The 14,898-nt window shown below is 45.8% G+C and carries 15 protein-coding genes; 7 read left to right on the top strand and 8 right to left on the bottom strand.

The window, feature by feature from the left end; all coding sequences use genetic code 11:
- Both H511_RS0121120 and H511_RS0121125 read left to right on the top strand, forming a co-directional pair.
- Positions 1 to 441: IS110 family RNA-guided transposase (locus H511_RS0121120; protein ID WP_027254135.1), on the top strand; the 441-nt coding region annotated here is incomplete at its 5' end.
- 469 nt (positions 442 to 910) lie between these two features.
- Positions 911 to 3,280 carry a Lon protease family protein gene (locus H511_RS0121125; protein WP_027254136.1) on the top strand — a complete coding sequence of 790 codons (2,370 nt, stop codon included), beginning with the start codon at positions 911 to 913 and terminating at the stop codon, positions 3,278 to 3,280.
- A gap of 67 nt (positions 3,281 to 3,347) precedes the next feature.
- On the opposite strand, the gene H511_RS0121130 is transcribed toward H511_RS0121125, so the two are convergent.
- Positions 3,348 to 3,755, bottom strand: a complete 408-nt coding sequence (locus H511_RS0121130) for a hypothetical protein (RefSeq protein WP_027254137.1) — start codon at positions 3,753 to 3,755, stop codon at positions 3,348 to 3,350.
- Positions 3,756 to 3,867: 112 nt separating this feature from the next.
- On the opposite strand from H511_RS0121130, the gene H511_RS0121135 reads away from it, so the two are divergent.
- The 4 genes from H511_RS0121135 (at position 3,868) to H511_RS0121150 (ending at position 7,883) form a co-directional block, all read left to right on the top strand.
- Entirely contained in the window at positions 3,868 to 4,776 is a 909-nt protein-coding gene (locus H511_RS0121135; RefSeq protein WP_027254138.1) for an aldo/keto reductase, read from the top strand.
- A gap of 415 nt (positions 4,777 to 5,191) precedes the next feature.
- Positions 5,192 to 5,665: a GNAT family N-acetyltransferase gene (locus tag H511_RS0121140; protein ID WP_036760173.1), complete on the top strand. Its 474-nt coding sequence runs from the start codon at positions 5,192 to 5,194 to the stop codon at positions 5,663 to 5,665.
- A gap of 104 nt (positions 5,666 to 5,769) precedes the next feature.
- A complete protein-coding gene (locus H511_RS0121145; RefSeq protein ID WP_027254140.1) occupies positions 5,770 to 6,621 on the top strand; it encodes a GNAT family N-acetyltransferase in 852 nt (283 codons plus the stop codon).
- A 524-nt stretch (positions 6,622 to 7,145) separates the two neighbouring features.
- Positions 7,146 to 7,883, top strand: a complete 738-nt coding sequence (locus H511_RS0121150; protein ID WP_027254141.1) for a helix-turn-helix domain-containing protein — start codon at positions 7,146 to 7,148, stop codon at positions 7,881 to 7,883.
- Here H511_RS0121150 and H511_RS0121155 read toward each other — a convergent pair.
- From H511_RS0121155 to H511_RS0121180, 6 genes are all read right to left on the bottom strand, one after another.
- Positions 7,880 to 9,109 carry an ATP-grasp domain-containing protein gene (locus H511_RS0121155; RefSeq protein ID WP_027254142.1) on the bottom strand — a complete coding sequence of 410 codons (1,230 nt, stop codon included), beginning with the start codon at positions 9,107 to 9,109 and terminating at the stop codon, positions 7,880 to 7,882. The two genes, H511_RS0121150 and H511_RS0121155, sit on opposite strands and share 4 nt — an antisense overlap.
- A gap of 17 nt (positions 9,110 to 9,126) precedes the next feature.
- Positions 9,127 to 9,984 carry a DMT family transporter gene (locus H511_RS0121160; RefSeq protein ID WP_027254143.1) on the bottom strand — a complete coding sequence of 286 codons (858 nt, stop codon included), beginning with the start codon at positions 9,982 to 9,984 and terminating at the stop codon, positions 9,127 to 9,129.
- On the bottom strand, positions 9,977 to 11,377 hold the full coding sequence (locus tag H511_RS0121165) for an FAD/NAD(P)-binding protein (RefSeq protein WP_027254144.1): 1,401 nt from the start codon (positions 11,375 to 11,377) through the stop codon (positions 9,977 to 9,979). Before H511_RS0121165 ends, H511_RS0121160 begins: the two co-directional genes overlap by 8 nt.
- Positions 11,378 to 11,454: 77 nt before the next feature.
- Positions 11,455 to 12,087, bottom strand: coding sequence for a LysE family translocator (locus H511_RS0121170; protein WP_027254145.1), 633 nt, complete (start codon positions 12,085 to 12,087; stop codon positions 11,455 to 11,457).
- Positions 12,088 to 12,095: 8 nt separating this feature from the next.
- A complete protein-coding gene (locus H511_RS0121175) occupies positions 12,096 to 12,821 on the bottom strand; it encodes an alanyl-tRNA editing protein (protein ID WP_027254146.1) in 726 nt (241 codons plus the stop codon).
- Between the two features lie 4 nt (positions 12,822 to 12,825).
- The gene (locus H511_RS0121180) at positions 12,826 to 13,647 is read right to left on the bottom strand and encodes a 2OG-Fe(II) oxygenase (protein ID WP_027254147.1); all 822 of its coding nucleotides are present in this window, start codon (positions 13,645 to 13,647) and stop codon (positions 12,826 to 12,828) included.
- 277 nt (positions 13,648 to 13,924) lie between these two features.
- On the opposite strand from H511_RS0121180, the gene H511_RS0121185 reads away from it, so the two are divergent.
- Positions 13,925 to 14,308 carry a DUF1090 domain-containing protein gene (locus H511_RS0121185; RefSeq protein WP_051288348.1) on the top strand — a complete coding sequence of 128 codons (384 nt, stop codon included), beginning with the start codon at positions 13,925 to 13,927 and terminating at the stop codon, positions 14,306 to 14,308.
- 214 nt (positions 14,309 to 14,522) lie between these two features.
- Here H511_RS0121185 and rcnR read toward each other — a convergent pair whose 3' ends face one another.
- Positions 14,523 to 14,795 carry a Ni(II)/Co(II)-binding transcriptional repressor RcnR gene (gene rcnR, locus H511_RS0121190; protein WP_027254149.1) on the bottom strand — a complete coding sequence of 91 codons (273 nt, stop codon included), beginning with the start codon at positions 14,793 to 14,795 and terminating at the stop codon, positions 14,523 to 14,525.
- Between the last annotated feature and the right edge of the window lie 103 nt (positions 14,796 to 14,898).

Here is a 14,898-nt window from a genome sequence, read left to right on the forward strand (position 1 = left end):
CAAGAACAAAAATTAATCAAAATGACATCTGATAATGAAATCGGTGAATTGCTCATGACGATCCCTGGTATTGCTCATATCACAGCAAGCTCTTGCTTAGCAGAGATTGCCTCTCCGGGCAATTTCAAGTGTGGGCGTGATATGGCGGCATGGATAGGACTGGTTCCGAGACAGTACTCAACTGGCGGGAAAACCACATTATTAGGAATAAGCAAGCGAGGGAATAAAAGGCTCAGAACGTTATTTATTCATTGCGCCCGCGCTGTCTTATCTAAGCCAGAAACAACAGGGAAATGCTTCGAACCCTGGCTCACTAATCTGAGGGCAAGCAAACCTTTTAATGTCGTTGTTGTCGCACTCGCTAACAAGTTAGTGCGGATCGCCTGGGCTGTGATGAACTCACACCGAGCGTTCAACGCCAACAAACTTGCTTGCCAATAAACTCATTAACCCATTTTGCAATGACAATGATGACGATAACGGTCAATCGGCCAGATATGTAACCTGACGGCAAAAATAGCACTTAGATGCATTTACTCTTTTAAGGATTATCTGGCGCAGATATCATCGTGGAGCTGGAATGCGAGAGCTTCCAAGAGAGACTCCGAATACATTAGCGCAAACCACTCCCGTTAAAATTGTAGTTGCAAAAACGGGGCGGACCATACATTTGCCATAAAAGAGTACCTGGCGCGCATCAGAAAATGCTGAGGCAGGCACAAAAGTGAAAGCGCGACATACAAATTCACCTAAAGGTAGGCTGGACATTTTAGACATCCCAACCCCCTCCCATCGCACAAAAAACCACCAATCAAACGATTAACTCCTTAAAACCAAGCTAAGTCACTAAAAAGTAACTAATTGCTGGCTACACTGAAATGACTATCAGTGGAGAGATAAGGGGAAGGGTATGACAATGAAATCATTACAAGCAGATACCCTGTACCGCACCTGCACCTTAAACGGGCTGGATGCCGAGTTTTCATCAACCAAACATTTAGCACCCCTGAACGAAATTGTGGGGCAGGAGCGCGCTCAGCAGGCGGTTGAGTTCGCGATGTCGATTAAAGAAAAAGGTTACAACATATATGCCATCGGCCGGAACGGGCTGGGGAAACGGACCATGGTCCTGCGTTATCTGAACCGTCATGATCCGAACGGGGATGCCACGCCACTGTATGACTGGTGTTATGTCGCCAATTTTGAAGATACACGTACCCCTAAAGTGCTGAAATTGAAGCCGGGTACGGGCTTGCCGTTTAAGAAAGACATTGAAAAGCTGATGCTTCGCCTGGTGAAAGCCTTGCCGCTGGCGTTCGATAACGAAATGTATTATTCGCGCTCGGAACAGCTGAAAAATCAGTTGGCGGAGAAACAGCAAACGGCCCTGGGTAATCTGACCGAACAAGCGAAAGAGCAAAAGGTGAGTCTGACCCTGACGACTCAGGGCGATTATCAGTTAGTGGCGATGAATGGCGAAGAGCCACACACCGAAGAAAGTTTTGTCGCGCTGCCTGAAGAAGAGCAGGAAAAATTCGAAACGATTATCACGGCGCTGGAAGTGAAACTGCGCGGCATTGCGCGCCAGCTCACGGACTGGGAAGAAGAGTTTTCCGATAAGATCCAGAAGCTCAATGAAGAAGTGGCGCTGGAAGTCGTCTCGCATTTTGTCAAACCGCTCAAAAAGCAGTACCGCGGTCATACTGAGATAAAAGACTATCTCACGGCGATGCAAAAAGACATTCTGGACAACCTCGATATCTTTTTAGAAGAAAGTGAAGATCAGGTCGCGCTGTCTTATGCAGCCTTGGATAAGAAAATGCCCCGTCGCTATCAGGTTAATGTGCTGGTCAGCCAGGAGAGTGAGCGCTTCCCGATTGTGGTGGAAGAAAGCCCTAACTATCACGCCATCTTTGGCTACATAGAGAACGCGACCTACAAAGGCACTGTGTTTACCGATTTCTCGCTGATCCGCTCCGGCAGTCTGCACCGTGCCAATGGCGGCGTGTTGCTGATGGATGCGGTGAAGGTGCTTGAGCGGCCTTATGTGTGGGACGGCCTGAAACGGGCATTGCGTTCGCGCAAGCTGAACCTGAGCTCGCTGGAGCGGGAAGTCACGCTGTCGGGGACGATTTCGCTGGAACCTGAACCCATTCCGCTGGATGTCAAAATCATCTTGTTTGGTGATTATCAGACCTATCAGTTACTGGTTCATTATGATCCTGACTTCAGTGAGTTGTTCCGTGTCACTGCGGATTTTGAAGATGAAATGGAACGCACCGATGAGTCTGAGCTGCAGTATGCGCGTTTTATTTCCAGCATCGTGCACGATAACGGCATGCTGCATTGCGACCGCAAAGCCATTGCCCGCATCATTGAATACAGCTCCCGCCAGGCCGAAGATCAGAATAAACTGTCGCTGCATTCGGCGGATATTGCCAATCTGCTGCGCGAGACCAATTACACCGCTAAAGCGGCCAATGCCAACATGATACGTGTCGCGCATGTCGAACAGGCTTTGCTGCGCCAGGAAAAACGGGTCAGCCGCCTGCAGGATCAGATGCTGCATACCTTCAGGAACGGTACCACCCTGATAGATACGCAGGGTGACGTTATCGGCCAGATCAATGGCTTGTCTGTGGTATCGACCTCGGATCACCGTTTTGGCTTACCGAACCGGATCACGGCCACCACCTCTTGGGGGGAGGGCGAGGTGATGGACATTGAGCGCAGCGTGAAGCTGGGCGGGCGGATTCACTCAAAAGGCGTGATGATACTGACTGCTTACCTGTCGTCGCTGTTTGGCAAGAGCGCACGCATTCCGCTGACCACCCACCTTACCTTTGAGCAATCTTACGGTGGCGTGGATGGCGACAGTGCGTCGATGGCCGAGCTGTGCGCCATTATCTCTGCGTTTTCCGGCTGCCCGATCAACCAGTCTATTGCGATTACCGGCTCGATGAATCAGTTTGGTCAGGCACAACCGATTGGTGGCGTGAACGAGAAAATCGAAGGCTACTTTGACGTCTGTACCATCAAGGGACGGCATAATAACCAGGGGGTGATTATCCCGCAGTCGAATGCCCATAACCTGATGCTCCGCAAAGATATTCTCACCGCTGTTGAAAAAGGTGATTTCCACATCTGGGCCATTTCCCATGTCAGTGAGGCGATCAGCTTACTCACCGGTAAAGACGCCGGTGACTGGCAGGACGGTAATTACCCGCCGGAATCTGTACTGGGCATTGCGCAAAACAAGCTCAACGCGATGCGTAAATAAACGCGTGTGATTGGAAACCTGTTATCGGAAACAGAGAATGCCATCCGGCCGGATGGCATTTTTTCGGCTATACAGGTTCGCGCTGCCGGGCGACGGACAGAAAGGTCGCCATGGCCTGAATATCGAGAAACCCGTCTGTCTTCTTGTGGCTGCGCAAAAACTGATAGCCCGCCAGCACTTTGATTAACTCTTGTGCGCGAACACCCTCAAATGGCTGCCCTGTTACATGCTCCCAGGCTGCCGCCAACGCTTCTTTGTCAACCACTTCAGCCTGTCGGTACAGGTAACCACAGCCGGTGGCTAACCACTCCAGTGAGCAATTGGCTTTTACTGCAATTTGATTGGCTTTTTGCAGGCTGGGTTCGCTGCCGTTGAGGTATTTGCGGATCAGGGCTTCATTGAGATCCACCCGGCGGGCGAAGCCGCTGATACTTTCTTCACCAATCAGGCTGCGCAAGCGTTGAGCAAATGACATAGACTCGTACTCTGGTTCGAAACTTGTGGGTTATATCATTGCCCGAGGGGCCGATCCAGCCTAGGATACGTTCAGCGAATTATTTCGGGCAATGAATAAAGGAGTATTGACCATGGTGGCAAACGTCGAACTGACGCCAGAGGGGCCGCAGTTTTCTGAGTTGGTTCAGGGCTACTGGCGTCTGGCGGACTGGGGTATGACTCCGCAGGAACGTCTGACCTTCCTGAAACAGCACATTGAATTGGGCATTACGACCGTTGATCATGCCGACATTTATGGTGGTTACAGCTGCGAGCAGTTGTTTGGGGAAGCGCTGGCGCTGGATCCCAGCGTGCGCGAGCAGATTCAGATTGTCTCTAAATGCGATATCAAGCTGTGCGGCAGCCAGTATCCCGAGCAGAGAATCAACCATTACAACACAGGTAAAGCGCACATTACTGAGTCGGTGAACAATTCACTGCAACGTCTGGGCGTTGAACAGCTGGATGTGCTGTTGATCCACCGCCCGGATGTGCTGATGAATGCGGACGAGGTAGCAGAAGCCTTTGCCGCGCTGAAACAGCAGGGCAAAGTGGCCCACTTTGGGGTGTCTAATTTCTCTCCGGCACAGTTTGATCTGCTGCAGTCACGTCTGGATGCGCCTCTGGTGACCAATCAGGTGGAAATCAATCCGCTTAATTTTGAGGTTTGCCATGACGGCACGCTGGATCAACTGCAGATGAAACGCACCCGGCCGATGGCATGGTCCTGCATGGCCGGCGGTGAGATCTTTAATGGTCAGTCAGAGCAGGTGATCCGGGTTCGCAGCGAACTGGAAGCGATCCGCCAGGAAATCGGCGCCAGCTCCATTGATCAGGTGATTTACGCCTGGGTACGCCGTCTGCCGTCTAAGCCGCTGCCGATTGTCGGTTCCGGCAAAATTGAGCGGGTTGAAGATGCCGTCTCGGCGCTGGCATTTGAATTGAGCCGCGAGCAATGGTTTCGCGTGTGGGTGGCGTCCAAAGGCCACGGCGTGCCGTAAGCCGTTTTTCTTCTGCTATAACGACACAACCCCGCATCTGGCGGGGTTGTGGTTTTTATCGCGCTAAAGGATTAGCCGCTTATTTTTTCTTCTCAGTGGTTTCTTTCAGGATTTCTTTGATGCGCTTATTCGATACTCGTTTAGCCATAAATCGCTCCTTGTAAAAAGACTACTCATACTGAAAAAACGGTCGATGCCACTTGCTTGAGTGATCCTGCGGTCTTTGGTGGTGACGCTGTCACTTTGTGGAGTACAGAATGTCACTCCGTTGCATCCGACCTCACTCCACTATAGCGTCTGAGAGACTGAAAAAAGGGATCTGGCTCAACCTCTCGGGATTTGATGTTCGGAAAATGCGAGCCGCACACCTTACTATCACGTATATAACTAATTGTTTTTGATTGAGTCATGCGCCATGAAAGAGATTAGCATCCAAAGGATGACCCCAGCGCATTTACCGCAGGTGGCTGAGTTGTCGGTAGCCACAGAGCAGGTGAAATTTGTCGGCACTATGGAAGAGATTCTGGTCAATATCGACGATACCGTGCATCCGCACGTGATCATGGATAGTGACACGGTTGTCGGCTTTTTTCTGATCGATACGCAGTACGGGCACAGCTACGACTTCGCCGATTCAGCGGCGCTCGGTTTACGCGCTTTCTTTATCGATCACCGCCAGCAGGGCAACGGTTATGCCAAGCGTGCGGTTCTGGCCCTGAAAGCGTTTCTGGAAACCGCGTATCCCGGCTTTGAGCAGATTTATCTGACAGTGAACTGTAAAAATCCCGCCGCCAGACATTGTTATCAGCAGGGTGGGTTTACCGATACCCATGAGCTCTATCTCGGCGGAGCCGCTGGCCCGCAGCATATTATGAGAATGGCGTTATAGCACCCACAGCGCAGACTGGCTGAGCCAAACGGGTTATGTCACAGTGTCAGTGCTGATTTCAAACTATATTTTAATCATATCAGCTATCTGCCAGAGGGATGCGCATGGACAGCAAGCACTACAAGATCAGAGCCATGAAACCGGATGAAGTCAGCATTGCTGTCGAATGGGCCGCGCAGGAAGGCTGGAATCCCGGCCTGCACGATGCCGACAGTTACTATTATGCCGACAAAACCGGTTTTCTGGTCGGTGTACTGAATGATGAACCGATAGCGACCATTTCGGCGATTCGCTACGACGCGTCTTTCGGTTTTATTGGCTTTTATATCGTCAAACCCGAATACCGCGGCCAGGGCTACGGCATGCAGATATGGAATGCGGCACTGGCGCACCTCGAAGACTGCAATATCGGCCTGGATGGGGTGGTAGAGCAGCAGGACAACTATAAAAAATCCGGCTTTCAACTGGCCTACAGCAACCTGCGGTATGAAGGGGTCAGCGGCGGCGAATCACCCGATGACCATGCCATTGTGTCGCTGAAAGCCTTGCCGTTTGAAACCGTTGCCGCCTACGATCAGCTTTTCTTCCCTGCCCACCGGCCGGTGTTTTTCAAACACTGGATCACCCAGCCAGACAGCCATGCTTTGGGCATTCTGGAAAATGGCATGCTGTCAGGTATAGGCGTGATCCGCCAGTGCCGCAACGGCTATAAAATCGGCCCGCTGTACGCCGAGAATGCCGATCTGGCCGAGCGCTTGTTCGTCGCCCTGAAATCAGCGGTGGACCCCTCACAACCGCTTTTTCTTGATGTCCCGGAAGTGAATCAGGCCGCCATCGCGCTGGCGGAACAATACGACATGACGGTGACGTTTGGCACCGCGCGTATGTATACCCAGGAACAACCGGCATTACCGCTGGAGCGGGTATTTGGTGTGACCTCGTTTGAGATTGGTTGAGGTGAGTCAGGCTTGTGTGAGGCGGGTAAATAGGTTTGATGGTTTGTCGCGCTTAGGTTCTGTGTTTCTCTCCACATTTTCTTGTGCGCGCGAGGTACTCTTTTGGGGCAAAAAGCATACCCAGAAATGCTTTTTTGTTCTCTGGTGTGGTCCGGGTCGGTTGCAGGCGCTCCCTGCGCCGACAACCTGAAAATTCGTCCTGAATTTTTCCCTGGGTTGTACATTATGCTGAAACTCAGAATTGCTCATTTCTGCGTTAGCGAACAGCACGACTCATTCAACATAGATCACGGCTTGCAATAGAATAGTTTTGCTGATAACAATTCACGATACGTACAGATATATCCCAATTCATCGTATTTTCTCTCTCGCAGGAACAATATCGCCAGTTACAGTCTATGCAAAACAGCATGTTAAGATGTTTTTGGGTTAACTTAGGCTGTGAAAAGATCACTCAGTATGTGTATATTTTCGCTACCCGGTTGGGATCGTTAAATGCTGATAGATGGAAGTTAGGAATCGCAATGAGTCAAATTAGCTTCAAGAACGTAGAAACCGCTAAGCTTGTCACGCTTGATGTCAATCTAAAAATATTGAAATCTTCTGGCCGAGAAATGTTTATACAAGACTCTGCGGTGTATGTTCTCCTTCACCACCTTTTTACACAAAAAGCGTCTTTGATTAGCTATAGCGATATAGGCAGCATTGTCAGAGATCAGAAGTCGACATTTCACATGGAAGATAGCCCTGATAGCATCATCGCAAATAAATATGTCTTTAAATCTCGCGCTGTTTTAAAGAATGTATTGGTAGATGATTTCATAGTTACTGTTCGGGGGCTGGGATATAAAGCTTCCAGCAAATGGTTACCGGTTTTGGAAGAGAAACGGGACGAACAAAGCAAAAATTCCTGTTTGAAGGAAATCACGGCAATTATTGAAGACTGTATTGCGTATAGTGAGTCGGCCGATATTACTCAGGATAAGAGTGGCTTTTCCTTCATCAAACCAGACCAGGAAACGGCCTTGGAGCACTTTCGCCGTATGAACGATTGTTACCATGCTTTCTTAAGCAGATATTCGGCACCCGGAAACAGTATTGAACTGTTGGAGTTAAGAGAAAAAATCACCAAAGTACTTCTTTATGCAATATATTGGCGGGTGGGTGATAGCCTGACCGCTGAGAAATTCCGGTCAGACTATAAAAATGAACTGCAAGTACTTCTCAGGCAGGTAAAGCAAGCGGTAGACTTACTTGATTAAGAAGCGTACTGGACAGGTTTAAATTTGCTCATATATTTATAGGCACTATCAATTGCCGCTTTATCAACGGCAGAGCAAGTGATGAAGGCACTGAAATCCAGATTTGAAAAACATCCTTCATGCTGTTCTCCTATAATCGAATGATTAGAAAAATTCATCTCAATATCACCGTGACTCGAAGGTGTATTCAGAGCTTGAACTTGACCATTTCTCTTCGGATAAACTAAATAAAAGGCATGTTTCTGTCTCGCGAATGAGAAGTCATTTGGCACTGAACGGGTTTGAATCAATATATCGAGGTTAAGCAAATTGACACCTGTCGCTTTTTCATACATGGTTGTTACCAGCATGCCTGGCGGCCGGGCTCCGACTTCAAGAAAGACGAGATCTTTAGCATCATTATTCCGAACAAAAATTTCCATGTGATAAACCCCGTCACTTGAGTTAAGTGCGTTGAGTGAAGCTTTAGCGAACTCGATCAACTGTTCTCTTAATGGATTGTTGGTATCCATAACTCTTCCACCTAGCGGAGAGCCTGACTGAAAATCAATAGTAGGACAGAGGTATTCTGTACACTCTGCAAAGATGCTTTCTTTCATCCACAAAGCGATATCACAGTGATACAAGTCACCATCTATGTACTCTTCCGCTTCATAACCACGTAGAGATTCAGCGACTGCGTTCTTCATTTCTAAGAAGTCGTCTTTAGTGCGAATAATGTATATGTTGTTAGAGCCTGCAGATCGTTTTGGCTTTACTACAAACGGTGTTCCGACTTTAGCACTGATCTCATCAAATCCCTGATTTTCAGAAATGGTTTCTATAAAGAAAGGGGTTGGGATATTCCTTTTTTTTAACCATCTTTTCATTTCAATCTTATCTCTGAACCTTTCGATATTTTGGTTACTTTTTGATTTCTGGCGCAGAGAATCGGCAAGTTCGACATTGCCTTCATCAAAGCAGATAAAATCAACCATTGAATAAGACTGTCTGATAGAAGCGATGATCTTAATGATTTCGTCATGATCGTACTCGATAATCACACCATCATCGGCAGAGATTGATACAGGGAACTGAAGTGTAAAACGCGATGAGATGCGATCAGGTAAACGGTCAATCTCCTGCTTTGACGCGACAAGTATTAGGTCGTGTTCACTAAGAAGAGGCATAGTAAAGTCGACTTGCGTTAGCTGTCTTGTTGAAAGAAATAGGATTGCTGTTGTCATTCATTTTATCCTTGAAATTATGGATTTTTAAGCATGGTTTGGTAGAGCATCGCCAACGCCATGAGCAACGTCAGGCTGACTTCCAGCGCTGAAAAGCGTTCGTTCTCTACAAGCGTCATAAATATCAGGCAAAGGATTGGGGTAAGTGGCGTAAATTGGGCTGTGACTTTGGCACCTAATTTCTTGATCGATTTCTGCATCAAAAATAGCGGTACGATACATCCAGTAATCGCAATCACAGACAATAACGCGAGATCATGGAAGCTGATGCCATATTGATCAATAGAAAAAATGCTATAGGTACCACACAAAATGATGACCATGAAAAAGCGAACAGAGAGGATTTGCGAAGCCGATATACCCGTCTCCTGGTGAAGGTGAGCGCTCTCTCTCATGTAGAATGCACCAAAAAGTGTTGAGATAAGCGTCAGCCCCAGACCAACAATAGTGTCATATACTCCTGCGTTAGAAATTAAGAATGATATAGAAACAGCAAGTGCGAGTGCCGCGATGTTAATAAATTTTTCAAGGTTGCTGATCATACGATAGTTATGAAGCGCATTGAAAAATGACAGTCCTGCGAAAAAAACCATTATGTAAGCAATCGGGCTAATATATAGTACGACGTAAAACGCTAATAATGTGTTAATAAGAGTGGATAAATTAATTTTGAAAATAAGTTTCTTATTGCTGATCAAAATGTTTAGGATGAACTTCCGGCTCTTTACATTTACAGAGAAAAAGAAAATAGCTGCCAAGCCATAGGTGATAAATGTAGAGACAATGGGGTCTACGCTTTTCACGACTTTTGACATAAATACAAAAGACAGTGAGAAGAACATGCAGAATGCGATAATTTCTTTATATTTAAGCATAATAACTAAGTAATCCTTTCTTTGATGTCCGTGAGATGTGGACTATGTCTGAGACGATTTTTTTAGCCTGAATGACAGAAGAGCGTACATAGTTAGTAATTGGCACTTCTCCTGCGGCTGGTCCTCCAATTACATACAAAGGAACACTGTCATTCTCAGAGATCACCCTCATTGAATCGGGACTAATTTTTAAACCTCCTTGTTTATTTTTAGTAACGGAAAACTTAGATAAACTTTGAATGAGAGTGTCATCTATTGGCTTATGGGAGATCCCAGAGGCATTAATGACGATATCAAAATTCTTTATTCCGTACTTCTCTCTTCCAAAAATCTTATTATCCTTCATCACAACATAATCAGATATGTCCTTTCTAAGGATGATGAGGTTTCCAGACTTTATCGCTTTTAAAATGATTTCTGCATTTGATAGTGGAAACGATGAGACATAGTGTTTAATAAAGTATTGGTACTTAGAAATTAACTGTTGTTGTCGATCGGGTGTCATTGTAGGTATTTGTTCATTAAACTCCTCAATAAACTGACCTACTATGTCCTCCCAGTGATTGAGACTGGATTTACAACAGGTTATATCTTGTTCCAGCTTGTATTCTGCATTGACTCTACCGGTACAGGAAGAAGTGCTGAGCCTGCTTAAGATGTTGTAGTCTTGTGGGACAGCGTTCTTAATGAGGAGGGAACTTCGAACTGATGGAAGCTCTCCGGATCGTGAAATCATAGTCATCTGAGCATCGGGGTACTTGTTGTATATTGCTACAGAGACATCGATAGCTGACAGCTTAGAGCCGAGTATCAGAACTTTACTTTTATTGTTAACGCGGTTAAGAAATTGACTTTCAGGGTAAGGGTCTGTAATTAGGTTGGTACAGCTGTTATCTAATCCGCTAGGAGTTGTTGTCGTCACGCCAGTTGCTAAGATAACTGCATCAAAGAAAAAATTGATGTCGTTACGGCTCGTGACAATCATCCTGTCATTCTTGAAAGCAATTTTTTTAACCTCTGAATTTTCAACAAACGTTGAACACCCAAATGCATTTGCATATTCTTTTGATTGCCAGAAACGATCCTGACAATACTCTTTGAAATAATATCGGCTGATGAAGTCTGAAGAAGATACATTCAAATCTGATTTTTTGTCTTGTAGCCATTTGAAGTAATCAAGCTTATCATCAGCATATAAAGAGCTGACACCAATACTTGTATTGTTAAGGGACGATGCCAAATCAGTATTGAAACTGAAACTTTTAGCTATACCAAGCGGATCAAAAATGGTGATGGAGGTTAAATCGTTGTGCAGTTCTTTTACGAGTTGCAAATAAGTAGAAATCCCACTTGGCCCTGCACCAACAATCGCAATATTCTTGATGTTTGTCATAAATTTCCGTTCCATAGAGGATAGACTTTGAGGTTAAGGAATAGTTTTAGATGCCTGATAACCATCAAATAATGAACTTACCCAAAGGTATAGGTGGCAATCATATAAAACCCCATTAATGCCATGAGTGTTCCTAACGTGCGGTCAATCAGATAGACTTTACTGTCGAATTTCACTCTGACGCTTGGGATGGTCACAAAATAGATGAATGTCAGATACCATGCCATTTGCACTGCAATGATCGAGACAATGATCAGCAATAGTTTCTCTGCGCCCATAGTGGGTGAAATAATGATTGAAAATAAAGAGATGAAATAAATCGCAGCCTTCGGATTGAAGATGTTTACAATCAAGCCGCTCCAAAAAGCCGACTGAGTAGCGCTTTGTCTCCCTTCATTGACGATTATCTCTGCTTGTTCTGAGAATGAACCTTTTATGGATTTATAGCCAAGGAATACAAGGTAGCTTCCACCAAAAATCCCTATTCCCTGAGCAATATGTGCAGAGTGTCCCAGCGCGGTTGTTAATCCGGCTATGGAGTAACCGATGTGAACCAATAATCCAACACAAACACCAATACCGCAAAAAATACCGGCTTTTCGCCCTTGGAGCAGGGTTTTCTGAGAAACCACAACAAAATCCGGGCCTGGTGAAATTGAAGCCATTAAATGAATGGTTAAAATAGAAAACAATGCGGTCGTGAAATCCATGCCTTACCTCAATTGATTAAATAACTCACTTTTATGCGGTCTTTTTTACGTTTGATACGCGTTACCCGCAGCCCTTTCAGTTCTGAAGTGCTGCTGACATGAGTGCCTCCGCATGGGACGGGTGTAAATCCATCAATGGCAATCATGCGGATATGCGTACTTTGAGGTATGAACTTGCTTAATAGCGGACGAAGAGACTGAACCTCAGCCAAATCTAATTCGATCGACTGAATAGGTCTGGGGGTTTTATCCACCAAGGCGTCGATTTGCTCGTTAATCAACGCCACTGAGAAGGTATCGTTGGTTCTTTCACTTTCTATCAGCTCAATGTAGGCATCATCGGGATAGTGATGTCCCTTTGCCGGAGATAAATTGCTGTCCAGTTCTTCGAAGAGATGAGAAATAAGGTGTCCGGCAGTGTGAGACTTCGCATTGAACAGACGACGCTGTATATCAATACGCTGTATACATAGCTTACCAGTGCAGGTTAAAAGTAAAGGGTGCGATTCTAAAACATGAGCGATGCCATCTTCTGTTGTTTCAGTGTGATGCACTTGGTATGTGCAGCCGTCAATAACTATTATGCCAAGGTCACAAGGCTGACCTCCGCCTTGGGGATAAAAAATTGTGTCATCACAATACACTGCCACAGAGTCATCCATTTCGATCACTTTGGTAATTTTTGCTGTGAATTCTTCTAGATAAGTGTCCGTAAGATATTTAGGTGTTGTCATAGAATCAGCTCCAGATTTGAAGTGCATTGGTATCGTTCTCCAGACCTATGAAGCATGACCAAGTGAGCCTGGAGCCTTGCAGGATTTTTTCTACAGAGTGAATACGCATAGGATTAAACAGAATCAGCTCGCCTGCTTCAGGTGTGATTTCAAGGTAGCTACCGTTTAGCCGTTCTTCTTTAACGCCATAGCTACCTTCAATGCGGATACTGTCGTATTCTTCTTTCGTCGCTGGCCACTCGTGCCAGAGTCTCAGCTCTCCACCTCTTTCCGAGGTCTCTAAATACACATTGGCAGCAAGCTGGTTAGTAATGCCTGTATTCATTTCATTGACGAGATCCCAGTTTAGGACGTCGTTGTGGGGCTCTGCGTAAGAACCTTCTTTGAACTCTCTTACTAAGCCAGCGAAAGCCTTGTGACCATCAATCTCAGCAAGGTTGCAATGGGAAGGCCAAACTTCACCTAGTTCTAATCGCAAGCGATCGATCGGGGACAGAAACGGGCTTACTTCTTTGCGCATTTCTTTTATCCAAACTTTCGCAAATTCGCGGTAGCGGCTTAACGAAATTTCGTCGTTCTGACATTCGAAAAAGGCTTGTCCAATACGTCCAATTTTTGGAGCATTCACATAGCTGCCAAAAAGCGCACTTTGTTTTATTTTATTTGCGATCGCCGCGGCATTCTGTTTGCTGAAGTATTCAGGCACTCGCACCACATCAATAGTGCGGTTGAACAGGCCATCTAAATGCCACTTCTCAAGTTCATTGGTGAGGATGATGTTTTCTGATTGTTGCGGGAGCGCTGTAGCGAGATTCGAAAGAGACATATTGATACCTAGCCTTGTATGGTTGTTTTCGTGATTTACATGCTAAGTAATCTGTTGAAATGAATAAAATACGAATAAATCCAGAATAAAAAAATAAAGCGGGAGTAATTCGAAGAATCGTTTCGTAAACGAGATGTGTGGATAGCTTTTGAATTTATATGCGAGTAGCTCGGATCACTTTTCCCAAACTCAGGCATCCTGTTCATCCCTCCAGAATAATCACTTTTAATCCATAGTATTTATGTGGATAATGCATGCATTCTACAGGAGGACATTCATGTTAAAGACGATTACCGGTCTCAGCTTTTTGGCGACAATTGTCACTTTTCCCAGCCTGGCTCAGGAGTCTCTTAAGGGATGTGACGCCAAAGCTTATGAGATACAGCAGCAAATCGAATATGCGAAAAGTAATGACAATACTCATCGTATAACCGGTCTGGAAAAAGCGCTGAAAGAAGTACGGGATCATTGTACGGATGAAGGATTAATGCGCGAGAGACTTGCAAAAGTTAATGAAAAAGAACAGGAAGTTGCTGAGCGCACGCTTGAACTGAAAGACGCTCAGGAATCTGGCAGGCCCGATAAAATTGAGAAAAGAATGAATAAGCTGCAAGAAGCAGAGGCAGAGCTTTCCGCCGCAAGAAGTGAGCTGAACAAGTAGGATCAGCTCACGGCTTGCTCTGCAATAACCTGACCTCAAGAAACCCTCAATCCACGGGGAAAATTCGTCCATGAATTTTTCCCCTCGGGGAGTGGGATACTTGAGTTTATAAATTGTGAATGCCCCTAAATGAGTTATGAGCGCTTAACTTCAGATGACAAAAACTAATAGCCTTCAGTACGAACAATGGCACAGTTGATCAACTATAACCGGGTTATTTGATGTAAGAGTCCAGAACTTTAAGCACTACTTCCAAATCGGCTTCACGTTGCTCTTTGTCTTCCTCAAGCACTACGTGTTCAAGCAAGTGGCCTTTAATCACTTCTCGCATCAAACCATTTACCGCACCTCGAATTGCAGCGATCTGCTGCAACACATCTTGGCACTCGTGTTCTTTTTCCAGCATTTTTTTTAGGCCATTCACCTGCCCCTGTATTTTGCTTACTCGGGCGTTGAGCTTCTTCTGATCTTTGGTTGTATGTGACATGGCATATCTTCTTTAAATTATGGGCTGGGTGATTCTAACCGATAATGTAGCACTCAATTTATACTGGGGGGTAGTATTTAATACTAGGGAGGAGTATTTAATA

The organism is Photobacterium halotolerans DSM 18316 (genome assembly GCF_000425165.1).
Taxonomy (GTDB): domain Bacteria; phylum Pseudomonadota; class Gammaproteobacteria; order Enterobacterales; family Vibrionaceae; genus Photobacterium; species Photobacterium halotolerans.

Coding starts and splice junctions, on each gene's coding strand:
- H511_RS0121135 (WP_027254138.1), top strand. CDS start 3,868: ATGGTGGCAAACGTCGAACTGACGCCAGAGGGGCCGCAGTTTTCTGAG.
- H511_RS0121180 (WP_027254147.1), bottom strand. CDS start 13,647: ATGTCTCTTTCGAATCTCGCTACAGCGCTCCCGCAACAATCAGAAAAC.
- H511_RS0121130 (WP_027254137.1), bottom strand. CDS start 3,755: ATGTCATTTGCTCAACGCTTGCGCAGCCTGATTGGTGAAGAAAGTATC.
- H511_RS0121170 (WP_027254145.1), bottom strand. CDS start 12,087: ATGGATTTCACGACCGCATTGTTTTCTATTTTAACCATTCATTTAATG.
- H511_RS0121185 (WP_051288348.1), top strand. CDS start 13,925: ATGTTAAAGACGATTACCGGTCTCAGCTTTTTGGCGACAATTGTCACT.
- H511_RS0121140 (WP_036760173.1), top strand. CDS start 5,192: ATGAAAGAGATTAGCATCCAAAGGATGACCCCAGCGCATTTACCGCAG.
- H511_RS0121175 (WP_027254146.1), bottom strand. CDS start 12,821: ATGACAACACCTAAATATCTTACGGACACTTATCTAGAAGAATTCACA.
- H511_RS0121165 (WP_027254144.1), bottom strand. CDS start 11,377: ATGACAAACATCAAGAATATTGCGATTGTTGGTGCAGGGCCAAGTGGG.
- H511_RS0121150 (WP_027254141.1), top strand. CDS start 7,146: ATGAGTCAAATTAGCTTCAAGAACGTAGAAACCGCTAAGCTTGTCACG.
- H511_RS0121160 (WP_027254143.1), bottom strand. CDS start 9,984: ATGCTTAAATATAAAGAAATTATCGCATTCTGCATGTTCTTCTCACTG.
- H511_RS0121125 (WP_027254136.1), top strand. CDS start 911: ATGACAATGAAATCATTACAAGCAGATACCCTGTACCGCACCTGCACC.
- rcnR (WP_027254149.1), bottom strand. CDS start 14,795: ATGTCACATACAACCAAAGATCAGAAGAAGCTCAACGCCCGAGTAAGC.
- H511_RS0121145 (WP_027254140.1), top strand. CDS start 5,770: ATGGACAGCAAGCACTACAAGATCAGAGCCATGAAACCGGATGAAGTC.
- H511_RS0121155 (WP_027254142.1), bottom strand. CDS start 9,109: ATGACAACAGCAATCCTATTTCTTTCAACAAGACAGCTAACGCAAGTC.